The sequence below is a fragment of the Bacillus sp. FSL K6-2839 genome (assembly GCF_038003365.1).
Lineage (GTDB): Bacteria > Bacillota > Bacilli > Bacillales > Bacillaceae > Bacillus.
Genome location: NZ_JBBOOZ010000001.1, coordinates 110706 through 126981, shown reverse-complemented (window position 1 = coordinate 126981; position 16276 = coordinate 110706). Strand labels below are relative to the sequence as shown.

The 16276-nt window shown below is 41.7% G+C and carries 15 protein-coding genes and 1 riboswitch; of the genes, 5 read left to right on the top strand and 10 right to left on the bottom strand.

Features of this window, described 5'->3' with window-relative positions:
- Positions 1-109 precede the first annotated feature (109 nt).
- A complete protein-coding gene (locus MHH26_RS00420; RefSeq protein WP_060595580.1) occupies positions 110-793 on the bottom strand; it encodes a response regulator in 684 nt (227 codons plus the stop codon).
- Complete coding sequence (locus MHH26_RS00415) at positions 790-2409, bottom strand: ATP-binding protein (RefSeq protein WP_427847051.1); 1620 nt, start codon at positions 2407-2409, stop codon at positions 790-792. The genes MHH26_RS00420 and MHH26_RS00415 overlap by 4 nt, the downstream gene beginning before the upstream one ends.
- Positions 2410-2476: 67 nt before the next feature.
- Between MHH26_RS00415 and MHH26_RS00410 the strand changes: the two genes are divergently transcribed.
- On the top strand, positions 2477-3574 hold the full coding sequence (locus tag MHH26_RS00410; protein ID WP_034663982.1) for a DctP family TRAP transporter solute-binding subunit: 1098 nt from the start codon (positions 2477-2479) through the stop codon (positions 3572-3574).
- 25 nt (positions 3575-3599) lie between these two features.
- Here MHH26_RS00410 and MHH26_RS00405 read toward each other — a convergent pair whose 3' ends face one another.
- Entirely contained in the window at positions 3600-4430 is an 831-nt protein-coding gene (locus MHH26_RS00405) for an EcsC family protein (RefSeq protein WP_106031665.1), read from the bottom strand.
- Positions 4431-4587: 157 nt separating this feature from the next.
- On the opposite strand from MHH26_RS00405, the gene MHH26_RS00400 reads away from it, so the two are divergent.
- The 4 genes from MHH26_RS00400 to MHH26_RS00385 all read left to right on the top strand — a co-directional run bounded on the left by MHH26_RS00400 (position 4588) and on the right by MHH26_RS00385 (position 7352).
- The gene (locus MHH26_RS00400) at positions 4588-4848 is read left to right on the top strand and encodes a GlsB/YeaQ/YmgE family stress response membrane protein (protein WP_034663984.1); all 261 of its coding nucleotides are present in this window, start codon (positions 4588-4590) and stop codon (positions 4846-4848) included.
- Positions 4849-5072: 224 nt separating this feature from the next.
- Complete coding sequence (locus tag MHH26_RS00395) at positions 5073-6350, top strand: Nramp family divalent metal transporter (protein ID WP_034663985.1); 1278 nt, start codon at positions 5073-5075, stop codon at positions 6348-6350.
- Positions 6351-6420: 70 nt separating this feature from the next.
- Positions 6421-6990, top strand: a complete 570-nt coding sequence (locus MHH26_RS00390) for a GNAT family N-acetyltransferase (protein WP_340971731.1) — start codon at positions 6421-6423, stop codon at positions 6988-6990.
- A 98-nt stretch (positions 6991-7088) separates the two neighbouring features.
- Entirely contained in the window at positions 7089-7352 is a 264-nt protein-coding gene (locus MHH26_RS00385) for a hypothetical protein (protein ID WP_034663988.1), read from the top strand.
- A gap of 40 nt (positions 7353-7392) precedes the next feature.
- Here MHH26_RS00385 and MHH26_RS00380 read toward each other — a convergent pair whose 3' ends face one another.
- The 7 genes from MHH26_RS00380 to MHH26_RS00350 all read right to left on the bottom strand — a co-directional run bounded on the left by MHH26_RS00380 (position 7393) and on the right by MHH26_RS00350 (position 16274).
- Positions 7393-7617 (bottom strand): hypothetical protein, encoded by a 225-nt coding sequence (locus MHH26_RS00380; protein ID WP_003214145.1) that lies wholly within the window; start codon positions 7615-7617, stop codon positions 7393-7395.
- A 135-nt stretch (positions 7618-7752) separates the two neighbouring features.
- Complete coding sequence (locus MHH26_RS00375) at positions 7753-7899, bottom strand: hypothetical protein (protein ID WP_334750820.1); 147 nt, start codon at positions 7897-7899, stop codon at positions 7753-7755.
- A 151-nt stretch (positions 7900-8050) separates the two neighbouring features.
- Positions 8051-8362, bottom strand: coding sequence for a hypothetical protein (locus MHH26_RS00370; RefSeq protein WP_106043484.1), 312 nt, complete (start codon positions 8360-8362; stop codon positions 8051-8053).
- Between the two features lie 14 nt (positions 8363-8376).
- Positions 8377-10047 carry a T7SS effector LXG polymorphic toxin gene (locus tag MHH26_RS00365; protein WP_340973773.1) on the bottom strand — a complete coding sequence of 557 codons (1671 nt, stop codon included), beginning with the start codon at positions 10045-10047 and terminating at the stop codon, positions 8377-8379.
- Between the two features lie 194 nt (positions 10048-10241).
- Complete coding sequence (locus MHH26_RS00360) at positions 10242-11963, bottom strand: pyruvate oxidase (RefSeq protein ID WP_340971728.1); 1722 nt, start codon at positions 11961-11963, stop codon at positions 10242-10244.
- Positions 11964-12033: 70 nt separating this feature from the next.
- The gene (locus tag MHH26_RS00355; protein WP_340971725.1) at positions 12034-13860 is read right to left on the bottom strand and encodes an APC family permease; all 1827 of its coding nucleotides are present in this window, start codon (positions 13858-13860) and stop codon (positions 12034-12036) included.
- Between the two features lie 112 nt (positions 13861-13972).
- Positions 13973-14117: riboswitch (cyclic di-AMP (ydaO/yuaA leader) on the bottom strand.
- 69 nt (positions 14118-14186) lie between these two features.
- Positions 14187-16274, bottom strand: coding sequence for a cellulose biosynthesis cyclic di-GMP-binding regulatory protein BcsB (locus MHH26_RS00350; protein WP_340971722.1), 2088 nt, complete (start codon positions 16272-16274; stop codon positions 14187-14189).
- Between the last annotated feature and the right edge of the window lie 2 nt (positions 16275-16276).

Here is a 16276-nt window from a genome sequence, read left to right as displayed (position 1 = left end):
TCACCCTTTGATGTAAACGCTTAACTGTTATCTGTAGATAAATGATAGCGATTTCATCAAAGGCTGTGAAGCTTATGAACATATCGTACATTTTGGTCTTTTTGGTCTCTTAGTCAGAATGTACGATATATTTATTGACAGGCCGGCCAACCCCGCCATATTGCATATCTAATTTCAGCTCGCCTTCTTTCACTAAGAAGTCTAAATACCGGCGTGCCGTGACACGGGCAATGCCGAGTGCATTGGCAACTTCCTCTGCAGACTGCGGGCCTTCCTGCAAGCCCATATAGGCTTTAATTTCATTCATCGTATGCACATTCAGCCCCTTAGGGAGCCAAGTATCCTCCTGCTTAACAGCAGGCTTTCGTATGATATCATCCAGCATCTCCTGAGAAAATTCTGCTGCTGTGCGAATTTTAGATTTAAACGCTTTATAGTTTTCAAGTGATTCTTTCATACGTTCGAACTTAAACGGCTTGATGATATAATCTCGTGCGCCATTTTGAAGCATGATGCCAATGGTCTCTTTGTCCTTTGCCGCAGAAATAACGATCACATCCACCTGTATCTTTTGCTTTCTAATGTCTTGAAGCGTCTTCACGCCATCTTTTTTTGGCATATATACATCGAGGACAACAAGGTCTGGACGAATTTCTTTGATCAGCTGGATGCCCTGCTCCCCATTACCTGCGACTGCCGCAACTTGAAAGCCAGGAACACTCTTAATGAACTCTTTATTCACTTCTTGCACCATCGGGTCATCTTCAATTAATAGCACCTTAATCTGAGTCATCTGTCTCTCTCCTCTATTGTCATTGGGAATTCGATTGAGAAGGTGGTACCAATGCCGATGCTTGATGTGACTTCTACATTTCCCATTCCTTTGTCGATAATCGTTTTTACAATATACAGGCCATAGCCTGTTCCGCCTTCTTTACCGTGTGTGAAACCTTTATCGAAAATATAAGGAATCATTTCCTCTTCAATCCCGGAGCCATTGTCTTCAATTAGCATCGCGAGGACATCCTCGGTTTGATCAATACTAATAGAAATGCGTTTTGTGTTTCTTTCTACAGTATCATACGAGGCAAAGGCGTTCTCGATCAGATTGCCAAGCAGCTTCGTCATATCATGCTGATCTAGACGCTCAGGGAAATCACGCAGACAGCTATGTTCGTCTACTTCGACCTTTATGCCTAGCTCCTTGCCCCTTCTGATTTTGCTCATCAATAATCCCGCAACGGCATCATGCTGAATGACGCGGTGAAGAAAGTCCATCACATGTTCCTGTTCTTCCGTCGTTTGAAAGGCTAGATCGAGCGCCTGATCGGGTTTACCAAGCTGAATCAGCCCGGCAATCGTATGAAGCTTGTTCATATGCTCATGGTTTTGCACCCGCAGACCGTCAACAAAGTTCTTGACTCCGGTTAACTCCTCTGCTAATTTTGCCGCTTCTGTCCGGTCCTGAAAAATGGCGACCGCTCCGATAATTTTCTTTTTCATGACAATCGGAATCCGGCTGCTCATAATCCGCTTTCCGCTCATATGAATTTCTTCATTGTAAACGGGTTCAGCGCGATCAATGATCTCAGGGAGTCTTGTGTCAGACAGCACATCCCAAATATTCCCGCCTACGACATCCCCTGTCACACCAAAAATTTGCTTCGCCTTTTCATTAAAAATGGTGATCATGTGCTGATTATCAATGGCGATGACCCCTTCATTAATAGAGTGAAAGGTTGCGGTGCGCTCCTCTAGCATTCTGACAATCTCATGCGGCTCCAGCTTAAACATTTGCTGTTTAATATGACGGGCGAGCAAAAATGAGCCTACAAGCCCAAAGCTGAGCGTCAGCAGAAGGATCATGAGGATATCCCGCTTCATTTCTCCTAATATATCGATCATACTTGGCAGCGTTCTCCCTACAAGGACAACCCCTGTTTGATTAAATTGATCATCCTTCACTGGATAAAAGGCTCTGATGGCTGTCCCAAGCTCTCCCTCTGCTTCTGAGAAATAAATATGCTCTGCAAAAGCAGGCTCTTCATCTGTCCCCTCCGAGCGCTGACCAATCCTTGTTTTTACTGGATGCGTTAATCTCACATGATCCATATCCATGACGACAATGTAGTCAGCATCTTGAATAATCCGAATCTCTTCGATGGCATACTGTAATCGGTTACGTTCCTTTGTTTGATCAGCTAACGCCTGCTTCACCTCATTCATCTCAGCCACTGTTCTCGCCGTGTTCATGAGCCTTTTTCGAAGCTCTCGTTCCTCTGTTTGCTGGATTCCCCCAACAAGGACAATTCCTCCGATTAAAAGGGCGAAAATGACAACGAAATATGTGAGGATGGTGAGCTTCCATCTAATAGATAATTGTTGTAATTTCAATCGATTTCTCATCATTTTTTCACCTGTATCTTTACGAATTCTTCCTCGGTCAAGTATGCTTGACATAAGGGGGATCGGACGCATGAAGAATTTACTCGCCTATACACTATTGCTCATAATCGGTTTTGTAACCGCTTTATACTTTGGTTTTTATCATATGATGCCAAAATCAGCGACGACCTTTGATGATGAACAGACAGGGCTGAAGGATCAGCTTGTGTTCAAATTTAGCCATGTCGTGGCAGATAATACACCAAAAGGACTTGCCGCAAAGAAATTTGCTGAGCTTGTGCACGAAAAATCTGATGGGAAGATCAGCATTCAAATTTTCTCCAACGGGAGTCTTTATTCTGATATAGAAGAAATTAATGCACTCAAAGAGAATCAAGTTCAATTTATCGCCCCGTCTACCTCGAAGCTCGGCATGCTGTCCCCTGAGTGGCTGGCGCTTGACCTTCCCTTTGCTTTTTCTAATTATGATGCGGTTCAAGAAGGCCTACACGGTGCAATTGGACAAAGATTGTTTGGCACCCTGCAAAAAGACGGGCTAAAGGGAATGGCCTATTGGACAAATGGCTTTAAGCAAATCACCTCTAATAAAGGTCCAATCAAACAGCCTGGTGATTTAAAAAACCAATCTCTCCGCATTATGCAAAGCGATATGATTGAAAAACAATTCAAACTTCTTGGCGCAAAGCCCTATCAGGAATCGTTTAATTCAACGTTCCAGCTATTAGAGACAAAAAAAGTAGACGGTGAAGAAAATACCATTTCAAATATTTATTCAAAAAAATTCTATCATATACAAGACTATATGACGATCAGTAATCACGGGTATTTGGGCTATGTGGTCTTAACAGATCAATCCTTCTTTGAACGCCAGACACCTGAAACGAAACGAATTTTACTTGAAGCCATGGAAGAAACAACAGCTTGGAATGAAAAACATGCAGAACAGATGAACAAAGATCAGCTAGAGGACATTAAACGGGAATCGCCGATTGCCATTCATGAATTGACGCCAGCAGAAAGACAAAAATGGGTGAAAGCCCTCGATCCTTTGTATGAGGAAGCCGAAAAAACCATTGGTTCCACCCTAATCAAGCAGATTCGCGAGCTGCGTGCGCGTTATGAACATTCTCCTATCCATGCTTTTCAAGATGAGGATGAGACCAAATAAAAAATCCCTTTGAGAAAGGGATTTTTTATGCACCAGATTCACTCTGTTCTTGCTGCGTGAGCTCTTCTAATCTTGTGACAATTCTTCGCTTTCGGTATTGCATCATGCCTGTTTCGGCAATACCTTTTAGTTGTGAGCGGTTGGAAACTGCGCCAAACAAAATGCCTGCTATGGGAACAAGCTGAAACAGCTTCTTCCAGCCAAACGAATCCCGGTAATTATACACCACTTCACGCCACCCTTGGATTTGGGAAATCATGTTTTCGTGCTTTCCTTCTGAAGCTTGATAGCTCCTCAGCTCTTTTAATATAGATTTCTTCCCCACCACATCAGCAGAGTTCAGCTGTAAGCATTTTATGATGAAGACCCGCTCTTCCTTGTTTTTAGGATCATAGCCATAGGTGACGGCAATATCCTGTAATGTTTTAAGGGAGAGCCCCAGTACCGCAGGAATATCTGCTGCCAGCGTAAACATACCGCCGACACCAGTTGTCGCACCTTGTACCGTGGCGAGGTTCGTCCTGTTTTTCCCCATATGTTCACTAATGGCATCCATGATTTCAATAGGAGCTTTTTCAATATCTTCTATGCGCTGAATGGAATCATCAGCACATTTCTTTTGAAATTGATGGATGATGCCTTTTTCTGATGTCAAATAGGCACCGCCTGATTGAATGTAATGCCCCATTTCATCAAGCAGCACACCGATTTTTTTCTGAATAAAGGCAGGCGTCAGCTTGTCCAGCATTTGAAATGGAAGGCGGCTGAGTTTCTCCCAAAACCATACCTTTTGCTGGTCTTTCTCCCACTGTTCAATCTCCTTTAATTGTGCTTTTAGCCACTCTTTTTCCTCCATGCCATTTGCCTCCTTAGATGCCGCTCAAGTATTTGTTTGTTATTATACACAATCCTTGTCCATCATACGTATAGAACATTGAAGCGGTTTCGAAAGGTTTGAAACTTTTTCAAAACGGTTATTGCTTAATACACAAACAAAAAGAGGAGTGATCAACATGTTAGGATTTCTGATTTCATTAGTTGTGGCGATTGTCATCGGCCTTATTGGCAGTGCACTCGCTGGAGGTAGTGTACCAGGAGGATGGATCGGTTCAATGATTGCCGGGCTTGCAGGTGCTTGGATTGGTCATGGATTACTTGGAACGTGGGGTCCTAGTCTGGCAGGCTTTGCGATCTTTCCAGCAATCTTAGGAGCAGCGATCTTTGTCATTATCTTAAGCCTGATCTTCCGTAGTGTGGGATCAAGGGTATCTTAAAAAAAAACGAATAACAGAGGAAGCAGTAGGGACACCGTCTAAGTGGCGGTGTTTTTTATGTGATGGATTGACAAGGTATCTATTTTTTTCACTTACATATGATAAACAAACCTATTAGTTCAGATAGTTGACTTTTCATGAAGATGGGCATATGATGATTAAAAATTGCATCAAGGAAACTTTTTGTGCCAAAGCAAAACTTTGTAGAATCTAGGTGATGACATATGACAAACAAATACATCGAGGCACAGGCACACATGTCAGCGGCAGCTGAACGTGCACTTGAAGGAAAGGTCAAAGGATTTAGAAGGCTCCTTCCTTTTCTCGGCCCTGCTTTTATCGCAGCCATTGCATATATTGATCCAGGAAATTTCGCCACCAACATTGCGGCTGGCTCCAAATACGGATATCTCCTTTTATGGGTCATTCTCATATCAAATCTCATGGCTTTGCTCATCCAGTCCTTATCCGCAAAGCTTGGAATCGCGACAGGTAAAAACTTACCTGAAATCGCACGTGAAGAGTTTCCAAAACCCGTTTCAATCGGTTTATGGATTCAGGGAGAGCTCGTCATTATTGCCACGGATTTAGCTGAGTTTATCGGGGCGGCACTTGGTTTATACTTGCTTTTTCGAATCCCTCTGCTTGAAGCATCTATTATCGCCGCTATCGGTTCATTTGCGATATTAGAGCTGCAAAGACGAGGCTATCGAGCATTAGAAGCAGGTATTACAGGCATGCTGTTCGTTGTCGTGATCGCTTTCGCTGTGCAAACCTTTGTCGCCAAACCAGATATCGCAAGTGTCGCTGGCGGACTTTTCATTCCAAAATTTGATGGCGCAGACAGCGTGCTGCTTGCAGCTGGAATTTTAGGTGCCACTGTGATGCCTCACGCAATCTACTTACATTCAGCTTTAACCCAAAGAAGAGTCGTCGGCAGAACGGAAAAGGAGAAAAAGCAGATTTTCCGCTTTGAGTTTTTAGATATCCTCATTGCGATGATAGTCGCCGGGGCCATCAATGCCAGCATGTTGATTGTGGCAGCCGCTTTATTTTATAAAAATGGTCTCTTTGTTGAAGATCTGGATGTTGCGTTTCAGCATTTTGGTACACTCGCAGGGCCTGTATCAGCCATCTTATTTGGTGTAGGTCTGCTTGTAGCCGGACTATCCAGCTCTTCTGTTGGTACACTGTCAGGCGATATCATTATGCAGGGCTTTATTCAATACCGAATCCCGCTATATGTCCGCCGGCTGATTACCATCATTCCCCCTATTGCGATCATTGCATCTGGGGTGAACCCGACCTCCGCGCTTGTGATGAGTCAGGTCGTCTTATCCTTTGGTATTGCCTTTGCTTTAATTCCGCTCATTTTATTTACAAGTAAAAAGCGAATTATGGGCGAATTAACGAATGCCCGCTGGGTGACAGGAATATCTTGGGTGATAGCAGCTCTTGTTGTAGCACTTAATCTTTTCTTAATTGTAGATACGTTTATGTAAAAGACAGTGTTGAGCTGTCTTTTTCTTTCCATTTGGTTATGGTAGAATTCCCCTGAGAGGATGTGGGTTCATGTTTGTTTATCAGGATCAAGAGATATCCATGCGGCTGCTTGAGCCAAGAGACGCAAGAAGTCTGTATTTGCTCATTCAGCGGTCGAGAGAGCATTTACGTGAATGGATGCTTTGGGTGGATTCAACGCAGACAGAGGAAGACAGTATGGCGTTTATCCAAGGCGCCATGCAGCAAGCGATGCAGAACAACGGTTTTCAAGCGGGCATCTGGTCACATGGAGAGCTCGTCGGCATCATTGGCACCCATCAAATTCATTGGATCAATAGAACCGTTTCAATCGGCTATTGGCTCGGAGAAGGCTATCAAGGAAAAGGCATCATGACAAAAGCCTGCAAAGCGGTCATTCGCTATTTATTTGAAGAGTGCGGACTGCACCGTATTGAGATTAGGGCTGCTGTCGACAATCAGAAAAGCAGACGCATTGCAGAGAGATTATTCTTTTCGCTTGAGGGAATATTAAGGCAATGTGAATGGCTGGGCAATCGCTTTACCGATCATTGTGTGTACGCCCTTTTACAGCCTGAATATATGAAACAAAAAACGCATTCGATGAATCAGCCTACTTAATTGTGTCGATTGCATGAATTATTTTACAAAGTGAAGCTTTGTAGTATCCGTTGTGATCGGCATCTGATAAAATAGAAGGAAAAATCGAGGTATGATGTATGTCTCTTATTATTTTATTTTACTTATGGATTGTCCCTTTGGTATTTGGTATTTTCTTCTCATTCCTAACAAAGAAAGCCACCTACAAACGCCGCTTTGTCCCATCCTATAGCATGGTAGGACTCAGCATCGTTTTTCTCATTCTGGCACTCGTCTTTTCAGCCAGCCATTTTCTATTTATTTGCGGTATGTTCCTATTTGCCACAACCCTTGTCGGCACAGGCATCCCTTTATTCTTAGCCTTTGGAAAAACACCATCCTAAACAAAAACCACCTTTTCACGATGAAAAGGTGGTTTCTTTTTTATTGAAGTGGCATTCGGTATGTCATCGTGGCATTTGGATGTTCTTCAATCGTCTTCATCATGTCTTGAAGAATCTCTGCTGCGCGATCATTTGAGTCATACTTGCCGAGCATCTTTGCCCAAGAAGTACTTCCCAAGATCATCCCTTCAATTTTTTTCCCGCTTACTGAGACTTCTTGTACATGAATTAGAGTTTGCTGGTTTTGTGTGAGGATCCATAGCATGGTTTTTTCTCCTTTTTTGTGGTGGTTGGATTAGTTTAACATATGATTTCCAATTATGTGTGGAGTGATTTGTTTTGCAAGTGCAATTGCAGTTTAAAAAACCTTGGTTCTATTAGAAAAATCAAGGTCAGAGTTTCATTCCGGCTTATTATATTTCTGAATGTATTGCTGAATGCCTGAAAACATCAAATCCTTTATTAATTCCGTATATTGATTGTAAGCATCTTCTTTTTCAATAATAATATCTAACATACTTTTTAATTTACCATCTATGATAATCACTCATTTTTTCTCCTCCTTTGCTTTCAAAAAAAGAAACAAAACCACTTTATTCTTTTATCATATCAATCTTTACATGCCTGAAATTATTATCATTAATAAAACGATGAACCTTAATTCATCGTTTTATCTAAGCTCTCTAGTTATTTAAAAATTAATCTTCAATATAGCTTTCTGCTAGATCAATATCTTGTGTCATCTCTAATTCAGGATATTTTTCATCCAATTTACGCAAACATTTAATTAATTCCTTACTTTGTAAAATTTCTGATATGTCTTCAAACACTTCACTTATCCAATATAAATCTTCTTTACTGCAACGATCTAAATATTCTAGCGTTCTCTCTTCGTTTTCCCCAAGAATTTCTATTATTTCATCCCAACTTTTCTGTATACCATAATCATCATTTAAATCTAATTTTTTTCTTTTATCTAATACTATCTTTAATGCATTCTCAATATCCATATTGTTCCTCCATATTAAGGTTGTTTTGTAGCATCAGGAAAAATAGTTCCTACTTCCCCATTGGTTTTAATAACTCCAACCCTTACACCTTTATACTCACCAAAAATAGTCACTCCGTTTTCCACTTTTGAAAAATCAGGTGATTTAACAATTTTGGCACCAGCTGCCGCAATATCAGATTCTGTCCAGTTTTCTGGGAACCAAGATTGGTTGGAGCCTGTCCGTTTTGCTTTCACCTTATGACCAGGTACATTCCCTACCCTAACACCGTTCTCATATACTTTATTTATATTATATTCTATATTATTTTCTTGTAAGAATTTTATGTTGCTTTGTCCGTGTCCTCCACCCTTCATTTTTGAAATATCACCTGTTTTAGGGTTTGTTGTGAAATCTCCTTTATTAGAATGATTAATGCTATTTTCAGGTATTTTATTTAAACCACTTGTTCTCTTAATCCCCATCTTCCCATGAAACCCTTTCGCCCCAAACGGCAAAAGCATTCCAAGCGCCGCGTTCATACTCGCTTCCTGCTGTTCTTTCGAGACCTTATTTCCAAACATGTCTCGCCCAGTAATCGCTTCACTGAAGCCGTTTGTTGCGGTGAGACCATATAAGCCTTTTTGAGAGGTTTTTAAGGCGTCAAAGGACTTTTGTGACGTCTTGTAGACGTCGACTGCCCTGACTGCGGCTGATGTGGCTTGAGTCGTTTTATAGACGGCTTTCCCACCTTTGAAAATGCGTCCTGCCCAACCGACGATAGGGATATATCCTGCTGCTGCCATGCCGCCTGCGGCGACGCGCTGTCCTGCGGTAAGTTCTTCGCCTGTGATCGGGTCAACGCCCGTTGCGGCGCGTTTTGCATCGTTTACTCCAGTCAGTTCATTCACGATATTTCCACCATAATCAAGTGCTTTTTCATACCAAGGGCGGTTGGCGAGTGCTTCTTGTTCCTTTGCGATTTCTCTAGCTTCTTCTTGTTCTTTTTTAATTTTGAGATATTCAGCAGTTTGCTTCTCAATATCGCTTTTTGCCTTGTAGATTTCGCTATTTTGATACGCTTTCTTGTCAAAATTCATCGGCGAAATGGATTTTCCGTCATTTGTCGCATTCATCATTTCTGCGTACAATGCCATTGTAGCTTGCTGCTCCGTCTCTGACAAAGCATATTCATCTTTTAAATTTTGATCAAACTCTCTTAGGTCTTTTACTGTCTTTTTTCGCTCGTCTTCCGCATCTGCAATCTTTTCATCAAAGCTTTGACTATCAAATACTTCTAGAGAGATGAGGTCGTCGATGTCTTGAAAAATCGTTTTAAGCGCCTTTTTTTGATCCTTCACAATGCTTTTGGCATTTTTGATGCCCATATGTACAGCGTTGTCTAAAAAGTGTTCTTCTACGAAGGTATCGCCGCCAAAGTTTGTATCATCGAGTGTCCCAGAAACACCTTCATGAAAGGCTTTTTGCTTATCAATGAAGCTGATAAACATATCTACATTTCCAGCGAGCTCTTTGTAGAAGCTTTTAATGTTATCGGCACCTTTCCCAGTGAAGTCGTCACCAAGATTAGAAACACCTTGTAATGCTTTTTTTAAATCTACCATTTGTTCGCGGAGTTCCTGGTAGTGTTTTACCCTTGCGTCCATGGCACTTGTTAGTGCTTTTGCATCAAGTATCTTGCCCAGAAGAAGTCACTCCCTCCATTATTGATCATAAAGTCTATTTTACCTTTCTCATCGAATTGGAAAAATAGGCTTTAAGTTACAAAATTAATTTCCAAATATTTTAATAGAGATGAAGGCAAGTGACAATTGAAATGATTTCCCTAATCATCACAAAAAAAGTCAGCCTTCTTTTCAGAAGACCGACTACCTTGTGTTTAGAAAAAGCGTTTGAGGCTTTTCTTGAGTGGAGGGATATCCAGCTCACCTTTTTCAAAGAATTTTTTCAATAAATATTTACTGAAGCCTGCTGCTTGGGTGTACGTGATTTTTCCAGGTAACGGGGGTTCATTGGCGACAGTGACATCAATAATGACTGGTTTATCCGATTGAAGGGCTGTATCAAAGGCTGGAGCTAGTTCTTCATGTGATGACACGGAGATTCCTTTGCCGCCACATGCTTCTGCAAACTTAGCAAAATCAATATCCTCTAGCTCTATACCATAATTGATGTTTCCTTTTACCTGTTGTTCATATTCAATCATTCCCAGGTTGTTGTTGTTTAAGATCACGACAACGATCGGCAGCTTATATTTTACAGCTGTCACAAAGTCTTGCATGACCATTGTGAAGCCTCCATCACCACAGACAGCAATGGCTTGTCGGTTCGGTTCATTTAACTTAGCCGAAATCGCACCAGGTAAACCACAGCCCATTGTGGCAAGCCAGCTGGAGATAATGAAATCCTGCTGTTTCATTTCGAAATGACGTGCCATCCAGACCGTCACATTACCAACATCAACTGAAAGAATAGCGTCGTCTTCGACTGCTTCTTCTAATCTAGCAATGACTTGCTGTGGTTTAATCGGTGAAGTAGCAACGGATTTTTCCTTATCCATTTCTTCTCGCCACTTCATCATATGCTCTGTACAAGCTTCAAGAAAACCACGCTGCTCTTTATATTCAATGTAGGAAGTCAGTTCATGCAAACCACTCTTGCTGTCGCTCACGATTCCCACATCTACCGGATATCTTTTACCGATTTGATCTGGTTTAATATCCAGTTGAATGGCTGGCGTGTCCTCTGGTAAGTAGTCTCTATATGGAAAGGAGGTTCCAAGCATAATTAAGAGATCACATTCTTCCATCGCTTCATATGCCGGCTTCGTTCCAATTTGACCTAGGTTACCTAAAAAGTATGGATGCCTGTCTGGCACAACCCCTTTTGCAGGGAGTGTGATGACGATAGGAGCAGCTGCCTTTTCTGCAAATGAAAGAAGCTCTTCTTTTGCATGTCTTAATCCTTTACCTGCTAAGATGACTGGCTTCTTCGCATTGTTAATCAGCTGAGCTGCCTTTAGCAGTTGATCTTTCTTTGGCCGTACTTCTCCCTCAACATAAAGAGGAGATGTATAAACGGGTTTACGCTTAATTTTTTGAGAAAATAAGTCATCCGATACGGTGAGAACTGCCACACCTTTATGGGTATAAGCTGCTTTGATGGCTTGATTCAATAAGTCAGGCAGCGCTTCTGCCGTCTGTACCTGCTGATTAAAGACAGCGACATCATCAAACATCCGCTCTAATTTGATTTCTTGGAATGCGTCTCTGCCTACTTCGGCCGAAGCAACCTGTCCTGCAATTGCTAAAACTGGTGCACCATCTGCTTTTGCATCATATAGTCCATTTAATAAGTGGACAGCACCCGGTCCAGCGATTGATAAGCAGACACCGAGTTTACCTGTTAGTTTGGCATCAGCCGCCGCTGAAAGTGCTGCCACTTCTTCATGTCTCGTTTGTATAAATTGTATTTGGCTTGATTCATGTCTAAGTTCTTCAATCAATTCGTTTATGCTGTCGCCGGGCATTCCATAAATATGTTTCACGCCCCACTCTTCCAGTAGCGCTGTTACTTCTTTTCCTGCGGTTCTTTGCGGCATGTGAGAAAACTCCTTTTTTCTTACTCCATACCACCGCATCCTTTTGATCAAACGTTTCAACTTGCTTTTGCTACTTTTTAAAATGATATGGAAGGGTCGCCACCACAATATCACGCTTCCATAATAGGCGGAATCTTAATAAAAAGGCAGATTGATTATGCAAAATGGTGTGCCATCTTTTTTTCGGGATAAATTGAGGCACGAGCACCATCACTTTATATTGATGCGCATTTGCTTTTGCCTCAATGGTTTCAAGAAATTTATCAAGCGGGTGAATGAGGCTTCGATAGGAAGAATGCAGCATCACAAGCCGTACACCGCTGTTTAGTTTTTCCCAATCCTCTTCAATTTTCTTATCCTTTTCTTTATCAAAGGATACATGAACCGCTATGACTTGATCTGACAAAGACCTTGCATATTGGACAGATTGTTCGACGACACGTGTTACACCTGCTATCGGTACGATGACCACATTCCCTTTAATCTCAACAGGCTCTGTTTCATTCAATAAACGCAGTTGTTCTCCAACAGACAGGTAATGCTTTTTAATGGAATGAAAGATAAATAGAACAATAGGCATGAAAACAAATACTGGCCATACGAGATGGAACTTGGTCAAAATGAGTATCATGAAAACTGTAAAAGAAATCAGTGCTCCGACTATATTGATTGGCATTTTCGTTTTCCAGCCCTGCGGTTTTTCTCGAATCCACTTCACACACATGCCGGTCTGCGACAGGGTAAATGGAATGAACACACCGACAGCATATAGCGGGATGAGGTGTTCTGTTTTCCCATCAAACAACCAAATGAGCAGCATAGAGGCTACGCCTAAAAAGATAATGCCATTGGAGTAACCAAGCCGATCTCCTCTTACAGTAAACATACGCGGCATATATTTATCCTTTGCTAAATTGACAGCCAATAAAGGAAAGGCTGAAAAGCCGGTATTTGCCGCTAATATTAAGATTAGCGCTGTGACAGCCTGAATCACGTAATAGAAAAACGTACGTCCAAAAGTGTCTGATGCAATTTGTGATACAACCGTTTCTTCTGGCTTTGGCGAGATGCCGAAACCAAACGCAAGCAATGTGACTCCCACAAATAAAACGGCTAGTAATCCACCCATCATCAATAATGTTCTTGCTGCATTTTGAGCAGCTGGTTTTTTAAAGGATGGAATGGTATTTGAAATGGCTTCTACTCCAGTCAGAGCAGAACAGCCAGATGAAAAAGCTTTTAATAACAGAAATAATGTAATGCCTTGTACGTGTGTGCCTACCGCTGCATGCTCAGGTGCTGGCGGTACGCCGCCTGTTAACAATTTAAATCCGCCGACTCCAATTAATATAAGGAGTGAAAATACAAACAAGTAGACAGGATAAGCCAAAATAGATGCCGATTCTGTCAATCCACGAAGGTTGAGCACCATAATCACGATGACCAATACAATTGAGATCAAGACATGATATGGATATAGTGCTGGAAAAGCCGATGTGATGGCATCAGTACCCGCTGATATGCTCACTGCTACAGTCAAAATATAGTCTACAAGCAATGATCCACCAGCGATCAATCCTTGTTTTTCACCTAGGTTTCTGCTAGAGACAACATATGCCCCTCCGCCTTCTGGATAAGCATAAATGATCTGGCGGTAAGATAGAATTAACGCCATTAAAAGAATTAATACGCAACCTGCAATCGGGAGTGAGTACCAAAATGCTGCTGCACTAACCACGGAAAGAACAATTAAAATTTGTTCTGTACCGTATGCAACTGATGACAATGCGTCTGATGACAATAATGCCAACGCTTTGATTTTTGATAGTTTTTGTTCTCCTGCTGCCTGTGATTTTAATGGTTTACCAATTAAAATACGCTTCATCAAACTGTACATGTGATGCCCGCTCCTTTAGTGTCAAACGATTTAAATTACAAAAGATGGATCGCCAAAAAGACACAGAGGCAATAGAATGCCCCTGTGCCTATTGTTTAGATCACAGGTTGGTCTTTGCTCTCTTTAACGCTTACGAGGTTAGCTGACGGATTCGGGCGCATGAGACTTTGCCCTACCTAAAAAGGATTCACCCCACGTGGTGCTTTCCACCACAATTGGTTCCCCCGCTCATCGAAATGATTCAGCGATTGGTCTTTTATAAAAGAGATCATACTCCCGTTTGACACCAAAGTAAAGAGATTTTTTCAAGGTCTTTTGACCGTTTATCACTCAGTTTTTTTGCGATTTTTTCGTACGAAATAAACAATCATCATCACCACAAAAATGATCAGTACAGCGATACACGCAAAGTAAATCCAAGACTCACCACCGCCTTGCTTTTTACCTTTTTTCAGATCATTTGTTGTGCTGCTGACTGTTTGGTGATTAGAGAACATCTCTTTGTTTTTGCTTTCTATTGCAACTGTTGCGGTCTCCGTATTTGTTTGAAGGAAACGTATCATATCATTTGAAACATCAGCGTCAGCTGCCGTCATTCCTGCAAAAACGGTCATGGTTTGTTCTTTATTCCATACAGATGGCTGCGTCCATACAATACGAGCTGTGGTTTCGTTGATCATGCCAAATGAGGATACATCATATTGACCCTTTTTCGCTGGAACGATGAGATCGTCTGCTTTTTCTTTTAAAAGAGAGAATGTCTGGATGCCCCCGATGAAAATGAGAGAGTTCTTTTTCAATTGTTCATTTGTCACATTCGATGCTTTGATCAAATGATATTGAGCAGCTTCCGGCTGACTAAATGATTCTGTCAGCATCGCCACTTGATTGATCGTTGCTTGCTTGATTTGATCTGGCATGATGATCAATGTGTTTCCTTGCTGTGTTTTTGAAGTGTAAGGAAGCGGCCATGCGGCTAAATCCGGTGTATCACTATTTGTTCCTTCTGGTATTTGAAGAGAGCTGTTCTTGTCAATGTAAATCCAGCCTTCTTCATCCGTATGTCTGCACGATTCCATGCTTTTAAAACCCGTTGTGACAAATTGCAAGTCCACATACTCGTTCTTTTGAAGTACTTGCGAGTCTACTGGAATGGACACATGATAGAATCCATTCTCATCTTTGTTTCCTAGTTTTGTTAACGGTATGTCGTGCGGTTCGTTATTGATCATCACTGTTAGACGTTCCGCTTTGTTCGCTGGATCCGATTTTTTAAATGATAGATTTAGTTTTGCACCTGATTTTTGTTGAGCGATTAATGCTTTCGGATAATAGTAGTGATCAGATGCCGTCTTTTTGGTTCCAACTGTGACATCATCTCCGCCAAAATCTATTAAACGAATATGATGCGATGGCTTAGAAGCATTAGCTGTCACCTTTTGCAGCAGCAGGTCGGTACCAGTGAGCTGACCCGTCAGTTCAGGTTGAGTCAGGACACTGATTTTTTCAGCAATTGTCCTTGGCTGTTCAGCAGAGACAAATAAAATGGGCTGTTCTTTTTTCTTTGCTGTCAGGGTTCTCACCGCTAACGTAAGTTGATTGCTTTCTGTTTTAATCCCCGCAGCTTGCTCGATCGATTTCATACGTCCTTTCCAGCTTCCTTTTGCTCCCACAGCAATGGTTGGATGCGCAATTTGCTTGAGGTCCTTTTCTTGAACGAGTTTGAGGTCTGCTAGACGGTCTTTGTTTTTCAACGTACGATAGATTTTCATAGCCGCTTCTAATTCAGCCGCTTCCGGTGTATTTGGAATCACAATATCTGTTTGTTCTTTCTGCTCACCTGATGGAATAAAAGGTGAAGGGAAGCTGTCTAACGTCACGTCTTTCGTTTGAGCTCCTTTAAACGCCAGCTCACTTTCAGGATATACTTTCAGCCAATTGGCAGGTGTCTCTTGGTTGATACACACACCTTCTTTTAACACACCATAAAATGCGAGCTGAATTTGATGAGATCCTTTTTTCAATTGCGCTTTGTTCAATTTGATTTGAATCGATTTTTTTTGGTTTTTCCCTGATACAGGGATTGTCTTTTCAATCTCTCCATCGATCATCACTGTGAAAGACGATGGCGAAATGAGTAATGGTGAAGCCTCTATATTTAATGTAAGAGTGCTAGACTCTACTTTTTCTTTCTCCATTTGATAGGAAAATTCAGTGCGGTCTTCTTGTCCATACAAGGTCACCACATCTTCTGATAGATGTTGCGTTTCTGTTTGACTTCCTTTTGATGAGCGAACCCAATCGTCTTTCACTTGTACTCGATTGGATTGCGCCATTGCTTGACTTGCCATGAAAAAAGGCTGAATAGCAAGGGATAGCGCTAATATAAAAATCATCCATTTGACCGATTTCAATT

Bases quoted from the DNA above. Each gene is read 5' to 3' on its own strand.
- MHH26_RS00420 (WP_060595580.1), bottom strand. From the start codon at position 793: ATGACTCAGATTAAGGTGCTATTAATTGAAGATGACCCGATGGTGCAA.
- MHH26_RS00415 (WP_427847051.1), bottom strand. From the start codon at position 2,409: ATGATGAGAAATCGATTGAAATTACAACAATTATCTATTAGATGGAAG.
- MHH26_RS00410 (WP_034663982.1), top strand. From the start codon at position 2,477: ATGAAGAATTTACTCGCCTATACACTATTGCTCATAATCGGTTTTGTA.
- MHH26_RS00405 (WP_106031665.1), bottom strand. From the start codon at position 4,430: ATGGAGGAAAAAGAGTGGCTAAAAGCACAATTAAAGGAGATTGAACAG.
- MHH26_RS00400 (WP_034663984.1), top strand. From the start codon at position 4,588: ATGTTAGGATTTCTGATTTCATTAGTTGTGGCGATTGTCATCGGCCTT.
- MHH26_RS00395 (WP_034663985.1), top strand. From the start codon at position 5,073: ATGACAAACAAATACATCGAGGCACAGGCACACATGTCAGCGGCAGCT.
- MHH26_RS00390 (WP_340971731.1), top strand. From the start codon at position 6,421: ATGTTTGTTTATCAGGATCAAGAGATATCCATGCGGCTGCTTGAGCCA.
- MHH26_RS00385 (WP_034663988.1), top strand. From the start codon at position 7,089: ATGTCTCTTATTATTTTATTTTACTTATGGATTGTCCCTTTGGTATTT.
- MHH26_RS00380 (WP_003214145.1), bottom strand. From the start codon at position 7,617: ATGCTATGGATCCTCACACAAAACCAGCAAACTCTAATTCATGTACAA.
- MHH26_RS00370 (WP_106043484.1), bottom strand. From the start codon at position 8,362: ATGGATATTGAGAATGCATTAAAGATAGTATTAGATAAAAGAAAAAAA.
- MHH26_RS00360 (WP_340971728.1), bottom strand. From the start codon at position 11,963: ATGCCGCAAAGAACCGCAGGAAAAGAAGTAACAGCGCTACTGGAAGAG.
- MHH26_RS00355 (WP_340971725.1), bottom strand. From the start codon at position 13,860: ATGTACAGTTTGATGAAGCGTATTTTAATTGGTAAACCATTAAAATCA.